The following is a 14,902-nucleotide window of genomic DNA, read 5'->3' on the forward strand; positions in this document are numbered from 1 at the left end:
CAGCATGCAAATACTACAAGCCATATTGAGCGGGCTGGCCATGGGCAGCGTCTACGCCCTGGTCGCGTTCGGGTTCAGCATCACGTACACCACGACCAAGACCTTCAACTTCGGGCAGGGCGCGTTCCTGGCGTTGGCCGGCCTGATCGGCATCAGCGCCATCCTGCTGGTCAGCCAGGGCAAGCTGATCGGGTTCCCGAATCCGGAGGACGTGACCTGGGGCACGTTCCTGTTCGCGCTGCTGGCCGCCATGTTGGTGTTGAGCCTGCTGGGCTACGTGCTCTACGTCACCGCCATCCGCCACTTCGTGGGCGAGGCGGGGCTGTCCTGGGTGATGAGCACCATCGGCTTCGGCATCATCATCCAGAACCTGGCGCTGCTGATCTGGGGCCCCGCGCCCATCGCCGTGGCCTCGCCGCTGGGCGAAGGCATCATCACCATCCTGGGCACCGGCGTGCGGCCGCAGGAGATCCTGGTGTTCGGCACCACGCTGGCGCTGATGATCGTGTTCGACTGGGCCTTGCACAAGACCAAGATGGGCAAGGCCGTGCGCGCGGTGGCGTTCAGCAAGACCACCGCCAGCCTGATGGGTATCAATGCCAATGCGGTGGCCATCGCCGTGTTCGCGATCAGTTCGGCGCTGGCCGCGATCGCGGGCGTGATGGTCGCGCCGATCGCGACCGCCTCGGTGTTCGTGGGCACGCTGCTGTCGCTGAAGGCTTTTTCGGCCGCCATCCTGGGCGGGCTGGAAAATCCGCGCGGCTGCATCTTCGGAGGCTTCCTGATCGGGCTGCTGGAATCGCTGATCGGCCTCTGGTATTCGAACCTGCGCGAGATCGCGGTGTTCGCGCTGATCATCGTGGTGCTGTATTTCCGCCCGGCCGGCATTCTCGGCCGCGTGCATGCGGAGAAAGTATGAAGCTCCCAAAAATCCTCATTCCCGTCGTCATCGCGGCGCTGGCCGTCGGCTTCGCCTATTCGGGCCTGAATGACTTCTACCTGCTGATCCTGTTCAACATCGGGATCTATTACATCGCCGCCACCGGCTTCAACATCCTGGTCGGTCAGACCGGGCAGAAGTCGCTGGGCCATGCCGGCCTGTTCGGCGTGGGCGCCTACACGGTGGCGCTGCTGACCGTGAACTACCAGGTCGATCCCTGGCTGGCCCTGGGCTGCGCCGCGGTGGTATCGGCCATTTTCGGCGTGGCGATCGCGATCCCCGCGCTGAAGGTCAAGGGCCCCAGCCTGGCGATGGTCACCATTGCCTTCGGCCTGCTGATCGAGAAGATCGTGTCCGAGTGGACCGACGTCTTCAAGGGGCAGGAAGGCTTCTACGGCATCACCGGCCTGACCTTCGGCGGGGCCACGCTGGACAGCCGCCAGTGGGTGGTGGTGGTCGTGGCGTTGGGCCTGGCGCTGCACGCCATGACCTCGCTGCTGCTCAATGGCCGTTTCGGCCGCGGCTTTGCCGCGGTGCGCACGTCCGAGATCGCGGCCGAGAGCGTGGGCATCAGCGTCTACCGCTTCAAGATCCTGGCCTTCGCCATCAGCGCCATCACCTGCGGCATCGCGGGCGGCCTGGTGGCGCAGCAGAACCAGTACATCAACTCCGACTTCGTCAACTTCAACCTGTCGGTGTTCTTCCTGGTGCTGGTGCTGTTCGGCGGCCGTACGCCGGCGGGCTCGTTCCTGGGCGCGGTGGTGCTGACGGTGATCGACGCCATGCTGGCGCGCTGGCCCGAGGTGCAGCATTTCGCCTACGGCCTGATCCTGCTGTTCGCGCTGTACGCCATGCCGGAAGGTCTGGCGGGCCTGTTGGCCAAGGTCTTGCCCAAGCGCGGCCAGCGCGAGGCGCTGGCGGCCGAGACGGGCGCCGCCGACTGGACGCCCGCGCCTCCGGCTGCCGGTGACGGCGCGGCCGCTGGATTCCTGGAAGTGAAGGACCTGTACAAGGCCTTTGGCGGCGTGGTGCCGACCAACAAGGTGTCGTTCACGCTGGAGCGCGGTTCCGTGGTGTCGCTGATCGGCCCCAACGGCGCCGGCAAGACCACCACGCTCAACCTGTTGTCGGGCCTGGTGGTGCCGGACGCCGGCAGCATCCGCTTCAAGAGCCGCCAGATGGTGGGTCTGTCGCCCAACGAGATCGCCGCGTCGGGCATCGGCCGCACGTTCCAGAACCTGAAGCTGTTCGACGGGCTGAGCGCGCTGGAGAACGTGATGGTGGGCTTTTATCGCGTGCAGCAGTCGAGCTTCTTCTCCAACCTGCTGGGCCTGCCCGGCAGCCTGGCGGAAGAACGGCGCATCCGCCGCCAGGCCTACGCCATTCTCAAATTCTTCGAGCTGGACCGCTATGCGGACGATGCCGCCAACAGCCTGCCCTACGGCCTGCAGCGCCGCCTGGAGATTGCGCGCGCGGTGGCGGCGATGCCGGACCTGCTGCTACTGGACGAACCCGCCGCGGGCCTGAACCCGGCGGAAACGGACCAGCTGACCGAGCTGATCGTGAAGCTCAAGAACATGGGCCTGACCATCCTGCTGATCGAGCACCACATGGATCTGGTCATGGCGATTTCCGACCATATCGTGGTGCTGGACTACGGCGTGAAGATCGCCTCGGGCCTGCCGAACCACATCCAGGAGAATCCGAAAGTCATCGAAGCCTACCTGGGCGCGCCGGCATAGGAGACCGCAATGAGCCGTTTACTGGACATCAAGAACCTGGCGGTCAGCTACGGCGCCGTCAATGCCCTGAAGCAGGTGTCGCTGCATGTGGACACGAACGAGATCGTGACCATCATCGGCGGCAACGGCGCGGGCAAGAGCACCATGATGCGCGCCTTGTCGGGCATCGAGAAATCCACCGGCGACATCGCGTTCGCCGGACAGGACCTGGGTGGGATCAGCGCGCACAAGCGCGTGGGGCTGGGCATCGCCCACGTACCGGAAGGGCGCCAGGTGTTCCCCGACCAGACCGTCTACGACAACCTGATGCTGGGCGCGTTCCTGCGCAAGGAATCGCCGGCGGAACTGGGCGCGGAGATCGAGAGCTGCTTCGCGATGTTCCCGCGCCTGAAGGAGCGCCGCGCGCAGTACGCGGGCACGCTCTCCGGCGGCGAACAGCAGATGCTGGCCATCTGCCGCGCCCTGATGAGCAAGCCGCGCATCCTGATGCTGGACGAGCCGTCGCTCGGGCTGGCGCCGCTGATCGTCGCCGAGATCTTCAAGATCATCAAGTCGCTGAAGGAACGCGGCATGACGATCCTGCTGGTCGAACAGATGGCCAACCAGGCGTTGGCCATTTCCGACCGCGCATATGTCCTGGAAGTGGGCTCCATCGTGATGGAGGGCACGGGCCAGGAGTTGTTGGCCAGCGAGCGCGTGCGCGAGGCCTATCTGGGCAAACACAAGAGCTGACGAGGCAATCATGTCATCCAAACCATTGAGCGGGATCCGAGTGCTGGAGTTGGGCCAGCTGATCGCCGGACCGTTCGCCGCCAAGATGCTGGGCGAATTCGGCGCCGAGGTCATCAAGATCGAGCCGCCCGGCAAGGGCGACCCGCTGCGCAACTGGCGCCTGATCCACGACGGCACCTCCGTCTGGTGGCAGGTGCAGTCGCGCAACAAGAAGTCGGTCAGCCTGGACCTGCGCAAGTCCGAGGCGCAGGACCTGATCCGGGCGCTGGTCAAGGACATCGACGTGGTGGTCGAGAACTTCAAGCCCGGCACCATGGAAGGCTGGGGCCTGGGCTGGGAAGAGCTGCGCGCCATCAATCCGCGGCTGGTGATGCTGCGCGTGTCGGGCTATGGCCAGACCGGGCCGTACCGCGACCTGCCCGGCTTCGGCGCGATTGGCGAGGCCATGGGCGGCTTGCGCCACCTGAGCGGCGAGCCCGACCGCACGCCGGTGCGGGTGGGCGTGTCCATCGGCGATTCGCTGTCGGCGCTGCATGGCGTCATCGGCATCCTGCTGGCGCTGCGCGCGCGCGACCAGAACGGCACCGGCCAGATGATCGACGTGGCGCTGTACGAGTCCGTCTTCAACATGATGGAAAGCCTGCTGCCCGAGTATTCGGTGTTCGGCGAGATCCGCCAGCCGGCCGGCAGCAGCCTGCCGGGCATCGCGCCCAGCAACGCTTACCGCTGCCAGGACAACAAGTACGTGCTGATCGCCGGCAACGGCGACAGCATCTTCAAGCGCCTGATGGGCGTGATCGGCCGTCCCGATCTGGCCGAGGCGCCGGAACTGGCGAACAACGCCGGGCGCGTGAAGCACGTGGTCATGCTGGATGACGCGATTTCGCAGTGGACCGGCCAGCATCCGCTGGACCTGGTGCTGGCGCGCCTGAACGACGGGCAGATTCCCGCCGGCAAGATCTACGACGTGGCCGACATCGCCGCCGACCCGCACTACCAGGCGCGCGGCATGATCCTGGATGGCACGCTGCCCGACGGCACGCCGGTCCAGGTTCCTGGCATCGTGCCCAAGCTGTCGGAGACCCCAGGCGAAGTGCGCAGCCCCGCGCCCGCCCTGGGCCAGGACACCGACGAGGTGCTGGCCGGCCTGGGCATCGGCGAGGCGCAGCGCCAGGACTGGCGCGCGCGCGGCATCATTTGAGGAACGCAGCCATGACAGGAACCCACGCCGGAACCAGCGCCAGCCGCCCGCGGCTGTACATCCAGGAAGTCGCGCCGCGCGACGGCTTCCAGAACGAAAAGCAGTTCATCGAGACCGAAGACAAGATCGCCTTCATCAACCGGCTGTCCGCCAGCGGCTACGCCAAGATCGAGGCCACGTCCTTCACTTCGCCCAAGGCCATCCCGGCCCTGCGCGACGCTGAAATCGTGATGCACGAGATCGAGCGCAACCCGGATGTCGTCTACACCGTGCTGGTGCCCAACGTGCGCGGCGCGCAGCGGGCGCTGGAATGCAAGGTCGACGAGGTCAATCTGGTGATGTCGGTCAGCGAGACCCACAACCGCGCCAACCTGCGCATGACGCGCGAGCAGTCGTTCGAGCAATTGAGCGACGTGGTCAATGCGGTGCGCGGCAGCCGTGTCGCCATCAATGTGTCGCTGTCCACGGTGTTCGGCTGCCCCATGGAAGGCGACATCAACGCCTTCGAGGTCTTCGAGCTGGTGGGGCGCTTCGCCGCGCTGGGCGTGGATGGCGTGACGCTGTGCGACACCACCGGCATGGCCTATCCCACCCAGGTCGGAAAGATCGGCCGCGAGGTCCGCAAGCTGTTTCCCGCGCTGACCACGACCATGCATTTCCACAACACGCGCGGCATGGCGCTGGCCAACACGCTGACGGCCATCGAGGCGGGCATAGACCGCTTCGACGCATCGCTGGGCGGCCTGGGCGGCTGCCCCTACGCGCCGGGCGCCAGCGGCAACGTCTGCACGGAAGAACTGGTCCACATGCTTGAACTGATGGGCTACGACACCGGCGTGGACCTGGACGCCATACTCGGCGTTGCGGCCACCTTGCCCGCGCTGGTGGGCCACGACATTCCGAGCCAACTGCTCAAGGCGGGTCCGCGCCTGACCCTGCATCCTGCGCCCGATTCCGGCGCCTAGCCTTGCGGCGCTGGCGGGACGGGCGGTTGTGCTAATTTCCATGCATGCCGCCCGCTCCGGAGCCCGCCATGCTGAAGTTCGCCGCCAATCTGTCGATGATGTACACGGAACATGCGTTCCTGGACCGCTATGCGGCCGCCGCGGCGGACGGGTACGCCGGCGTGGAGTGCATGTTTCCCTACTCGGCTCCGGCAGCCTTCGTGCGCGAGCGCATGGACGCGGCGGGCGTGACGCAAGTGCTGTTCAACGCGCCGCCGGGAGTCGCGGCCCGCGGCGATCGCGGCCTGGCCGCGCAGCCGGGACGGCAGGCGGAGTTCCAGGCGGGCATTGAACAGGCGCTGTCGTATGCGACGGCGCTGGCTTGCCCGAACGTCCATGTGATGGCGGGCCTGGTCGCGCCGGGAGCCTCGCGCGAGGCCATGCTGGACTGCTACCGCGAGAACCTCGACTGGGCCGCGCGCCAGGCGCGCTCGACAGGGGTCACGCTGCTGATCGAACCCATCAATACACGCGACATTCCCGGCTACTTCCTGAACCGCCAGGACGAGGCGCATGCCGTCGTGCAGGCGGTCAATGCGCCCAACCTGAAAGTGCAGATGGATCTCTACCACTGCCAGATCGTCGAGGGCGACGTCACCATGAAGCTGCGCGAATACCTGCCTACCGGGCGGGTCGGGCATCTGCAGATCGCCGGCGTGCCGCTGCGCCAGGAACCCGACCGCGGCGAGCTGGACTACGGCTGGATATTCAACGTGCTGCGCGAGCTGCAATACGGCGGCTGGATAGGCTGCGAGTACCGCCCGGTCGCTGGCACCTCCGCCGGCCTGCGCTGGCTGGCCGCCGCCCGCACCTGAATTCCGTGCCGACACGGAGCGTGGACATTTCCCCTGATGTTTTCCCGCATTCCTGGTCCGGCGATAAGTAGTTAATGTGTTAAATAAATAAGCAGGCTGTGGAGACAGACATGTTCAAAGGCATTTTGCAGCGCGCCTTGCTGGCGGCGGCGTTGGCCGGCGTGGCGGCGATTCCGGGCCAGGTCGCGGCGGCCGGGTTTCCCGATCACCCCATCCGCTGGTTGGTGCCGTTCAGCGCCGGCGGCGGCAGCGACATCGCCACCCGCATCGTCGCCAGGCATGTCGGCGATGCGCTGGGGCAGCCCGTGGTGGTTGAAAACCGTCCGGGCGCCGCCACCATCGTCGCCGCGCAGGAAACCGCGCGCGCCGCGCCCGACGGCTACACCCTGCTGACCGCGGGAATGAGCACGCTGGCGCTGAATCCCTGGCTGTACCAGAAGCTGCCCTACGATCCGCAGAAGGACCTGACCCCGGTCTCGACCCTGGTGTCGCTGCCCATCGTGCTGGTGGTGTCGCCGGAATCGCAGATGCACACGCTGGCGGACGTGACCGCTTACCTGAAAAGCGACAAGCCGGGCAGCTATGCGTCCCTGGGCGTGGGCAGCCCCCATCACCTGGCGATGGAGCTGTTCCTGGATACCATCCATGGCCGCGCCACCGCCATTCCGTACAAGGGCACGCCGCCCGCCTTGCAGGACGTAGCGTCCGGCGTGGTGCCGATGATGATGGCGGATCTGGCCGCCGCGCGCCCCTTGATCCAGGCGGGCAAGCTGCGCGCCATCGCCGTGCCCGCTGCGCAACGGTCCGGCCAACTGCCGCAGGTGCCGACCTTCGCCGAGGCGGGCGGTCCGGCCTTCGAGGCCGCGGCCTGGCAGGGCGTGGTCGCACCGGCGGGCACGCCGGCTCCGGTGGTCGAAAAGCTGAGCCAGGCCATCGCCCAGGCCCTGCGCGCGCCGGAAGTGGCCGAGCAGCTCAAACTGCAGGGCATGGAGCCCACCGGCAGCACGCCACAGGCGTTCACCGACTATGCGCGCAAGGAGTACGAACGCTGGGGCGCGGTGATCCGCAGCAAGAACATATCCGCCAATTAGGGGCCGGCGGTAACAGCCGCCGCAAGGTGTAACGGGCACGCGCGCGCCGGTGCCGCGGGCGTACGATAAAGCCATGTCTATCCTGTCCGGCAGCCCGGGCAAGGAGAACATCATGTCTCTGATCGTAGCAGCCCGGTTCGAGGGCTTTGACGCGGCGCGCGCCGCCGCCCAGCGATTGTCCGCCAGCGGTTTTCCCGACTGGGACATCAACACCTTCTACGTCAATCCGGCGGGCGAGCATGGCCGCTACCCGTTGGGCGGCGACCGTCGTTCCGATCCGGATTCGGGACGCGCCGACATCGGCGCCTACCTGGGCGCGGGCGGGGTGGGCGCGGGTTTTGCGGTGTTCGGCGGGTTCGTGATGGCGGAAATCAGCGACTCCATGCCGCTGATCCTGGCCGCCGCCGGCGTGGGCGCCTATCTTGGGTCGCTGTTCGGCGCGCTTTGGGTGACGGGCCACGGCAGCACGCAGCATGGCCACTTCAATCCCGATTCCCATGCCGAGATCCGCCAGGCCGGCGTGATGGTTGCGGTGCGTACTCGCCCGCAACGCGAAATGCTGGCCTGCCGCATCCTGCGCGATGCCGGCGGCGCCGACGTGGAGCACGCCAACGGCCGCTGGCGCAACAACCACTGGGAAGACTTCGACGCGCTGGCGCCGCCTCGGCGCGAGGTCGGATTCGGCTGAGGCGGCCGCGGACCGCGGCGGCGGCGTGCGCCCGCGCTCAGTCCGGCGCGGGCGTGGGGGCGGTATTTTGCCGCCGCGCGGTGGCCGCGCAGCCGGCGGAAGCCACGATGATCCCGCAGATCGCCAGCCATTGCGTCTGCGACAGCTGTTCGTTCAGCACGATCACGCCGGCCAGCGCGCCCATGGCGGGTTCCATGCTGAGCAGCACGCCGAAGGTCTTCTGCGGCAGGCGCCGCAGCGCCACCATTTCCAGCGAGTAAGGCAGGGCGCTGGACAGCACGCCCACCGCGATGCCGGCCAGGATCAAGGTCGGGTCCAGCAGGGCCGCGCCCGCGTGCGCCGCGCCGATGGGCAGGGCCACCAGCGTGGCCGCCGTCAGCCCCAGCGACGTGGCCTGTCCGCCATGAACGTTGCCGGCCATCTTGCCGAAGATGATGTAGAGCGCCCAGCACACCGCGGCGCCCAGCGCATAGGCGATGCCGACTGGGTCCAGGTCATGCACCGACTGGCCGGTGGGGATCAGCAGCACCAGCCCGGCCACCGCGCAGCCGATCCAGACGAAGTCGATGGCGCGCCGCGACAGCGCCACGGCCAGCGTCAGCGGTCCGATGAATTCGATCGCGATGGCCACGCCCAGCGGCAGCGTGCGCAAGGCCATGTAGAACAGCAGGTTCATGCAAGCCAGCGTCACGCCGTACAGCGCAATCTTGGCGGCCGCCTGGCGCGTCAGCGGAAAGCGCCATGGCCGCCAGATCGCCACCAGGATCAGCGCGCCGATGGCGATGCGGTAGGCGGTGGTGCCCTGGGCGCCCACCATCGGGAACAGCGACTTGGCGAACGAGGTGCCGATGCACAGCGACGCCATCGCGCCGATCAGCGACAGGACGGGAAGCAGGGTGGAGGAAGACGCGTTGCGTCCGGTGTTCAGGGTTGCGGCGGTCATGGCGATGGCGGAAAGCGGGGTACGTACTAGGACGGCGGGCGGTTCAGGGCGCCAGGTGTTCGGCGGTGGAGTAGAGCACATACGCCGCCAGCCCGACCATGACCGCGCCGAGCAGTCCCTGCTGCATCCGCAGGAACCAGGGGTTGCGGCCCACCCAGCCGCGGATGCGCGAGGCGCCGTAGGCGAAGAAACTGCCGTAGGGCAGGCTCAGCACCTTCATCGTCACGCCCAGCACCAGCATCTGGATCCATACCGGCCCGTTGTCGGGCGTGGTGAATTGCGGCAGGAAGGCGATCATGAACAGCAGCACCTTGGGATTCAGCAGGTTGGTGGTGAAACCCTGCCAGAACGCGTCGCGCGCATCCCCGGGGCGCGCGGCCAGCGACACGTCGGCCGAGCGGGCGCAGCGGATGATGGCCTTGATGCCCAGGTAGCCCAGATACAGGCCGCCCGCCGCCTTGATGCCCATGAACAGCGAAGGAAACGCCTGCAGCACCGACGCCAGGCCCAGCACCACGGCCGGCACCTGGATGAATCCTGCCGCGACGTTGCCCAGGACGCTGTGGAAGGCGGGCCGGAAACCTTGCGTCATGCCCCGGGAAAGGGTCAGCGCCATGTCGGGGCCGGGCGTAAGCTTGAGCGCCGCGTCGGCGGCGAGAAACAGCAGGAAAAGCTGGAGTGACGGCATGATACGGGGGGGCGGACGTACCCGCGGCGCGGGCAGAGGGCTCCCAGTGTAAGCAAGGCGGCTGAATAATTCCTGCATCGCAGGCGCCGGAAATGAAGTTTCCCGTCAAAATGGGGCCGGATTCCGCCGCCGCCAGGCTTAGAATCTGTAGGCGGCCCTTTTCCGGCCCGTTTCCAGCCGTTCCGAGACCTTTATGGAACTAGACGATTTCGACCTCCAGATCCTGCAAAGCATGCAGGAAGACAACCAGCGCACCAGCCAGGAAGTCGCGCAGCGCGTGAACCTGTCGCCGGTGTCCTGCCTGCGCCGCATGAAACGGCTGCGCGAATCCAAGGTCGTGCTGGGCGACGTCTCCGTGGTCGACCCCGCCGCCGTCGGCCGGGGCATCATGATGGTGGTGCTGGTCACGCTGGAAAGCGAACGAGCCGACAAGCTCGACCTCTTCAAACGCGCCATGCAGTCCGCGCCGGAAATCATGCAATGCCTGTCGGTCACGGGCGAGGTCGACTTCGTGCTCACCATCACCATGCGCGACATGGCGGAGTACGAGGTCTTCGCCCAGCGCCATTTCTGGGGCAATCCCAACGTCAAGCGCTTTTCGACCCTGGTGGTGATGAACCGGGCGAAGTATGGGATGGCGGTGCCGGTGGGGTGAGGGCGGCTGGAAGGGCTTGGATCTGCCATGTTCCAAAAAATAGGTATTTATTGACATATACCTAGAAAAAGGAACACCATCGCTCGATGGATACCGCTACTGACAAGCTGCTGGCGCTGGCCCGCAAGGAGGGGCTGATCCGCGCCCGGGACCTGGCGCCACTGGGCATTGCCCGCGTGACGCTGACCCGCGCCGTGCGTCAAGGGTGGCTGCAGCGCCTGGGCCGGGGACTGTATGGCCTGCCATCCCGCCGCGTTTCGCAGCATGCAACGTTGGCCGAGGCGGCCGCGCGCCTACCCAAGGGCGTCATCTGCTTGCTGTCAGCGCTCCGCTTTCACGGCCTGACGACTCAGGCGCCGCACGAAGTGTGGATCGCCATTGGCAACAAATCGGCTGCCCCCGGGTTCGACTACCCGCCGCTGCGTGTTCTGCGGTTCTCCACAATTGCGCTGAGCGCAGGGGTGGAGGAGCATGTGGTTGACGGTGTGCCCATCCGGGTCACTGGGGTCGCAAAGACCGTGGCGGACTGCTTCAAATTCCGCAACAAGATTGGCCTTGATGTGGCCTTGGAGGCGCTGCGCGAAGCGTGGCATGAAAAGCGCATGACCAGCGATGAAATGTGGCGCCATGCCCAGTTGTGTCGAGTGGCGAATGTAATGCGCCCCTATCTCGAAAGCCTGGAATGACGGTCGCCCGCAATATTGCGGCATCGTTGCGCGCTCGCCTGCTCAACAAGGCGCGCGCGGACAGGCAAGACTTCAGCTTGCTACTTTCGCGCTATGCCTTGGAGCGAATTCTTTACCGTCTGAGCATCTCGATCTATCGCGAACAGTTCCTGCTGAAGGGCTCGCTGCTGTTCGACCTGTGGTTCGATATGCCTCACCGTCCAACCCATGATGCGGACCTGCTGGGCTTCACGCTGGCCGAAGTACCGCACTTGATAACGGTGTTTCAGCAAATAAGTGCCATTGCCTGCGAGGACGGCATGATCTATCCGGCTGATTCGGTGAGGGCCGCGGCAATTCGCAAGGAAGCCAACTATGCGGGTATTCGCGTGAATCTGGTCGGCTCCTTGGATGGGGCGCGACGCCCGGTGCAGATTGACATAGGCTTCGGGGATGCCGTCGTGCCAGGCCCCGAAGAGGCGAAGTATCCCGTCATCTTCGACGAAATGCCTGCACCGTGCCTGCGTGTCTATTCTCAGTACGCCGTCATTGCGGAAAAGCTGGAAGCCATCGTCTCGCTAGGCATGGGCAACACGCGGATGAAAGACTATTTCGATTTGTGGGTACTGGCGCGGCGAGCGGAAATCGATGGCGGAACTCTGGCTCATGCAGTGCATGCAACGTTTACGCGCAGAGCGACACGGATTCCAGTTGGGAGCCCTTTGGGATTAGCAGACGAGTTCGCCCACGATGCAAGGAAGGTGCAACAGTGGCAGGCATTCCTGAGCAAGAACGGGCTGGAGCCGGTGCCGCTGGATGTGGTCGTTGGAACCATACGCCCGCTATTGCTAGCTGCGCTGAAAAGCAGCGTCGAGCTTGGCAGGTAGCCTACTGTGGTTCTCCTTACTTCACTGTCCGCAACCTCAACGCATTGAAAATCACCGAAGCCGAACTCAAGCTCATCGCCAGCGCTGCGATCATTGGCGATAGCAGCCATCCCGTGAAGGGATAAAGCAGGCCGGCCGCTATCGGCACGCCGATACCGTTGTAGACGAAGGCGAACATCAGGTTCTGCCGCATGTTGCGCACCGTGTCGATCGAGATCTGGCGCGATGCGGCGATGCCGCGCAGGTCGCCCTTGACCAGGGTCACCTGGCCGCTGTTCATGGCCACGTCGGTGCCCGTGCCCATGGCCACGCCCACGTCGGCGCGAGCCAGCGCGGGAGCGTCGTTGATGCCGTCGCCGGCCATCGCCACCACGTGGCCGTCCTGTTGCAGCTTTTCCACCAGCGCCAGCTTGTCGGCGGGTTTTACCTCGCCATGCACTTCGTCGATGTGCAATGCGGCGCCGACGGCGCGGGCGGTGGTCAGGCCGTCGCCAGTCGCCATCACGATACGCAGGCCGCTGTCGTGCAGATGCTGGATGGCTTCAGGCGTGCTGGGCTTGATGGGATCGGTCACGGCAAGGATGCCGGCGAACCGGCCGTCCACGGCCAGGTGCATGATGCTGGCGCCTTCGCCGCGCAAACGCTCGCCATCCGCGCGCAGCGCGTCCACCTGCACGCCTTCCTGTTCCATCAGGGCGGTGTTGCCCAGCGCCAGGCGCTTGCCTTCCACCGTGCCGCGCACGCCGATGCCGCTGCCGGAATCGAAGTCCTCGGCCTTGGACAGCGCGAGACCTTGCGCGCGCGCCGCGCTGACGATGGCGTCGGCCAGGGGATGCTCGCTGCCCTGGTCCAGGCTGGCCGCCAGGCGCAGCACCTCGTCGGGCGTGTATCCCGGCGCCGCGATCGCGGTATCGAAGGCCGGTTTGCCTTCGGTCAGGGTGCCGGTCTTGTCCACGATCAGCGTGTCCACCTCGCGCATCTTCTCGATCGCGCCGGCGTCGCGGAACAGCACGCCTTGCGCTGCGGCGCGGCCCGTGGCCACCATGACCGACATGGGGGTGGCCAATCCCAGCGCGCAGGGGCAGGCGATGATGAGCACCGCAACCGCATTGATCAGTCCATAAATCCAGCTTGGCTCCGGCCCGAAAAAGCCCCACGCCAGCAGCGTGGTGATTGCCACCAGCACCACGGCGATGACGAACTTGCCCGCCACCACATCCGCCATGCGCTGCATGGGCGCCTTGGAACGCTGGGCATTGGCGACCATCTGCACGATCTGCGCCAGCATGGTGGCGGAACCGACCTTTTCCGAGCGCATCACCAGCGTGCCGCTGGTGTTCAGCGTGGCGCCGATCAGCTTGTCGCCTTCCCGCTTGCTGACGGGCACGGGTTCGCCGGTGAGCATGGATTCATCCACGGCGCTGCGGCCCTCGGTGACGACGCCGTCCACCGGAATCTTCTCGCCCGGGCGCACGCGCAGCAGGTCGCCCACGTGCACGTGGTTCAATGGCACATCTTCCTCGCTGCCGTCGGCGTTGATGCGCCGCGCCGTCTTGGGCGACAGGCCCAGCAGGGCCTTGATCGCCGCCGAGGTCTGCGAACGCGCCTTCAGCTCCAGGATCTGCCCCAGCATGGTCAGCGAAATGATGACCACGGCGGCCTCGAAGTACACCGCCACGCGTCCCATCGACACAAAGGACTGCGGGAACACGCCCGGCGCCAGCGTGGCGACGACGCTGTAGATGAATGCGGCTGACGTGCCCAGGCTGATCAGGGTCCACATGTTCGGACTGCGATGCACGAATGACTGCCAGCCGCGCACGAAGAACGGCCAGCCCGTCCAGAAAACTACAGGCAGGGACAGCGCCAGTTCCAGCCAGCTCTGGGTCGCCATGTCGAACCAGCCCAGCCGATGGCCGAACATGGCCAGCGCGGCAACGATGAGGGTCAGCGGCAGCGTGCACCAGAAGCGGCGCTGGAAGTCCTTGAGTTCGCTATTGTCTTCCTCGTCCAGCGGGATGAGCGGTTCCAGCGTCATGCCGCATTTGGGACAGCTCCCCGGATGGTCCTGGCGAATTTCGGGATGCATGGGGCAGGTGTAGATCGTGCCTGCGGGGACGTCGGGCGGGGCTGCGGCGACTGGCAGGGAGGTGGCGCCGTGGTGGCCTGTCTGGCGCATGCCGTGATCGTGGTGGTGAGGCTGGTGCGCCTCGTGGCCACCGTGCGCATACGCTGACTGCTGTGTCGCCTCTTCCTCGGGCACCAGATGCATCTGGCATTTCGGGCATCGGCCTGGGTGGTCCTGCCGGATTTCGGGGTGCATGGGGCACACGTAGAGCGTGCCGTCTTTCGATGCCGCGTCGCCGTGACGAGAGTGATTCATACCCATCCCTTTCGAGTGCTGGTGTGATCCTTCGTGTTCCGATTATGCCCGGGCAGGGCCGCCCGAGGCCCGGGGACCCGGCCGCCCGCGCGGCCGCAAGGCGCGCCGGGACGGCGGTTTATGGCGATCAGCCTTTGGGCGGCGAGGGCATCGAGTGATCCGCTGCCGGTGGCGTATCGCCCGCCCGGTTCATCATCGCTCCCATCATCTGGAGGCAGTCCTGCATACCGGCGCCATTGGCGGACATGGATTTCATGTGATCGGCCGTCATGGCCTGCATGTGCGCCTCCATGTTCATCATCATACCGGCGCCGGGCGCCATTTCCGGCTTCGAGGCCGGATCGCTCGCCGACGCGGGCGCGGGATGATGCGTGGCATGCTCGCTGCTCGCGTCCTGCGCGGAGGCCGCGCCGATCATCCCCAGGCTCAAGGCGCACGCGCTAAAAAGGGTGGTCAGGGTCTTCATGG

15 protein-coding genes are annotated in these 14,902 nt (G+C 66.2%); 11 read left to right on the plus strand and 4 right to left on the minus strand.

Features of this window, described 5'->3' with window-relative positions:
* Positions 1 to 4: 4 nt before the first annotated feature.
* From HWY37_RS01270 to HWY37_RS01305, 8 genes are all read left to right on the plus strand, one after another.
* Complete coding sequence (locus HWY37_RS01270) at positions 5 to 919, plus strand: branched-chain amino acid ABC transporter permease (protein WP_175207468.1); 915 nt, start codon at positions 5 to 7, stop codon at positions 917 to 919.
* Positions 916 to 2,682: a branched-chain amino acid ABC transporter ATP-binding protein/permease gene (locus tag HWY37_RS01275; RefSeq protein WP_175207469.1), complete on the plus strand. Its 1,767-nt coding sequence runs from the start codon at positions 916 to 918 to the stop codon at positions 2,680 to 2,682. Before HWY37_RS01270 ends, HWY37_RS01275 begins: the two co-directional genes overlap by 4 nt.
* Positions 2,683 to 2,691: 9 nt before the next feature.
* Positions 2,692 to 3,414, plus strand: coding sequence for an ABC transporter ATP-binding protein (locus HWY37_RS01280; RefSeq protein WP_175207470.1), 723 nt, complete (start codon positions 2,692 to 2,694; stop codon positions 3,412 to 3,414).
* A gap of 10 nt (positions 3,415 to 3,424) precedes the next feature.
* Positions 3,425 to 4,615 carry a CaiB/BaiF CoA transferase family protein gene (locus HWY37_RS01285; RefSeq protein WP_175207471.1) on the plus strand — a complete coding sequence of 397 codons (1,191 nt, stop codon included), beginning with the start codon at positions 3,425 to 3,427 and terminating at the stop codon, positions 4,613 to 4,615.
* 11 nt (positions 4,616 to 4,626) lie between these two features.
* Positions 4,627 to 5,580 (plus strand): hydroxymethylglutaryl-CoA lyase, encoded by a 954-nt coding sequence (locus tag HWY37_RS01290; protein WP_176087658.1) that lies wholly within the window; start codon positions 4,627 to 4,629, stop codon positions 5,578 to 5,580.
* A 68-nt stretch (positions 5,581 to 5,648) separates the two neighbouring features.
* Positions 5,649 to 6,434, plus strand: coding sequence for a 2-oxo-tetronate isomerase (otnI, locus tag HWY37_RS01295; protein ID WP_176087659.1), 786 nt, complete (start codon positions 5,649 to 5,651; stop codon positions 6,432 to 6,434).
* A 110-nt stretch (positions 6,435 to 6,544) separates the two neighbouring features.
* Positions 6,545 to 7,525: a Bug family tripartite tricarboxylate transporter substrate binding protein gene (locus HWY37_RS01300; RefSeq protein WP_175207474.1), complete on the plus strand. Its 981-nt coding sequence runs from the start codon at positions 6,545 to 6,547 to the stop codon at positions 7,523 to 7,525.
* Between the two features lie 112 nt (positions 7,526 to 7,637).
* Positions 7,638 to 8,213, plus strand: coding sequence for a hypothetical protein (locus HWY37_RS01305; protein ID WP_175207475.1), 576 nt, complete (start codon positions 7,638 to 7,640; stop codon positions 8,211 to 8,213).
* Between the two features lie 37 nt (positions 8,214 to 8,250).
* On the opposite strand, the gene HWY37_RS01310 is transcribed toward HWY37_RS01305, so the two are convergent.
* The gene (locus HWY37_RS01310; protein WP_176087660.1) at positions 8,251 to 9,156 is read right to left on the minus strand and encodes an EamA family transporter; all 906 of its coding nucleotides are present in this window, start codon (positions 9,154 to 9,156) and stop codon (positions 8,251 to 8,253) included.
* A gap of 43 nt (positions 9,157 to 9,199) precedes the next feature.
* On the minus strand, positions 9,200 to 9,844 hold the full coding sequence (locus HWY37_RS01315) for a LysE family translocator (protein WP_176087661.1): 645 nt from the start codon (positions 9,842 to 9,844) through the stop codon (positions 9,200 to 9,202).
* A 193-nt stretch (positions 9,845 to 10,037) separates the two neighbouring features.
* On the opposite strand from HWY37_RS01315, the gene HWY37_RS01320 reads away from it, so the two are divergent.
* The 3 genes from HWY37_RS01320 to HWY37_RS01330 all read left to right on the plus strand — a co-directional run bounded on the left by HWY37_RS01320 (position 10,038) and on the right by HWY37_RS01330 (position 12,051).
* Positions 10,038 to 10,499, plus strand: a complete 462-nt coding sequence (locus tag HWY37_RS01320) for an Lrp/AsnC family transcriptional regulator (RefSeq protein ID WP_175207478.1) — start codon at positions 10,038 to 10,040, stop codon at positions 10,497 to 10,499.
* Between the two features lie 86 nt (positions 10,500 to 10,585).
* On the plus strand, positions 10,586 to 11,185 hold the full coding sequence (locus tag HWY37_RS01325) for a type IV toxin-antitoxin system AbiEi family antitoxin domain-containing protein (protein ID WP_175207479.1): 600 nt from the start codon (positions 10,586 to 10,588) through the stop codon (positions 11,183 to 11,185).
* The gene (locus HWY37_RS01330) at positions 11,182 to 12,051 is read left to right on the plus strand and encodes a nucleotidyl transferase AbiEii/AbiGii toxin family protein (RefSeq protein ID WP_176087662.1); all 870 of its coding nucleotides are present in this window, start codon (positions 11,182 to 11,184) and stop codon (positions 12,049 to 12,051) included. Before HWY37_RS01325 ends, HWY37_RS01330 begins: the two co-directional genes overlap by 4 nt.
* A 16-nt stretch (positions 12,052 to 12,067) precedes the next feature.
* Here the strand turns inward: HWY37_RS01330 and HWY37_RS01335 are convergent, their stop codons facing one another.
* Positions 12,068 to 14,434 (minus strand): copper-transporting P-type ATPase, encoded by a 2,367-nt coding sequence (locus HWY37_RS01335; RefSeq protein ID WP_246302157.1) that lies wholly within the window; start codon positions 14,432 to 14,434, stop codon positions 12,068 to 12,070.
* 127 nt (positions 14,435 to 14,561) lie between these two features.
* The gene (locus HWY37_RS01340; protein WP_176087663.1) at positions 14,562 to 14,900 is read right to left on the minus strand and encodes a hypothetical protein; all 339 of its coding nucleotides are present in this window, start codon (positions 14,898 to 14,900) and stop codon (positions 14,562 to 14,564) included.
* Between the last annotated feature and the right edge of the window lie 2 nt (positions 14,901 to 14,902).

The sequence above is a fragment of the Achromobacter anxifer genome (assembly GCF_903652925.1).
Taxonomy (GTDB): domain Bacteria; phylum Pseudomonadota; class Gammaproteobacteria; order Burkholderiales; family Burkholderiaceae_B; genus Achromobacter; species Achromobacter anxifer.

Bases quoted from the DNA above. Each gene is read 5' to 3' on its own strand.
- HWY37_RS01270 (WP_175207468.1), top strand. From the start codon at position 5: ATGCAAATACTACAAGCCATATTGAGCGGGCTGGCCATGGGCAGCGTC.
- HWY37_RS01275 (WP_175207469.1), top strand. From the start codon at position 916: ATGAAGCTCCCAAAAATCCTCATTCCCGTCGTCATCGCGGCGCTGGCC.
- HWY37_RS01280 (WP_175207470.1), top strand. From the start codon at position 2,692: ATGAGCCGTTTACTGGACATCAAGAACCTGGCGGTCAGCTACGGCGCC.
- HWY37_RS01285 (WP_175207471.1), top strand. From the start codon at position 3,425: ATGTCATCCAAACCATTGAGCGGGATCCGAGTGCTGGAGTTGGGCCAG.
- HWY37_RS01290 (WP_176087658.1), top strand. From the start codon at position 4,627: ATGACAGGAACCCACGCCGGAACCAGCGCCAGCCGCCCGCGGCTGTAC.
- otnI (WP_176087659.1), top strand. From the start codon at position 5,649: ATGCTGAAGTTCGCCGCCAATCTGTCGATGATGTACACGGAACATGCG.
- HWY37_RS01300 (WP_175207474.1), top strand. From the start codon at position 6,545: ATGTTCAAAGGCATTTTGCAGCGCGCCTTGCTGGCGGCGGCGTTGGCC.
- HWY37_RS01305 (WP_175207475.1), top strand. From the start codon at position 7,638: ATGTCTCTGATCGTAGCAGCCCGGTTCGAGGGCTTTGACGCGGCGCGC.
- HWY37_RS01310 (WP_176087660.1), bottom strand. From the start codon at position 9,156: ATGACCGCCGCAACCCTGAACACCGGACGCAACGCGTCTTCCTCCACC.
- HWY37_RS01315 (WP_176087661.1), bottom strand. From the start codon at position 9,844: ATGCCGTCACTCCAGCTTTTCCTGCTGTTTCTCGCCGCCGACGCGGCG.
- HWY37_RS01320 (WP_175207478.1), top strand. From the start codon at position 10,038: ATGGAACTAGACGATTTCGACCTCCAGATCCTGCAAAGCATGCAGGAA.
- HWY37_RS01325 (WP_175207479.1), top strand. From the start codon at position 10,586: ATGGATACCGCTACTGACAAGCTGCTGGCGCTGGCCCGCAAGGAGGGG.
- HWY37_RS01330 (WP_176087662.1), top strand. From the start codon at position 11,182: ATGACGGTCGCCCGCAATATTGCGGCATCGTTGCGCGCTCGCCTGCTC.
- HWY37_RS01335 (WP_246302157.1), bottom strand. From the start codon at position 14,434: ATGAATCACTCTCGTCACGGCGACGCGGCATCGAAAGACGGCACGCTC.
- HWY37_RS01340 (WP_176087663.1), bottom strand. From the start codon at position 14,900: ATGAAGACCCTGACCACCCTTTTTAGCGCGTGCGCCTTGAGCCTGGGG.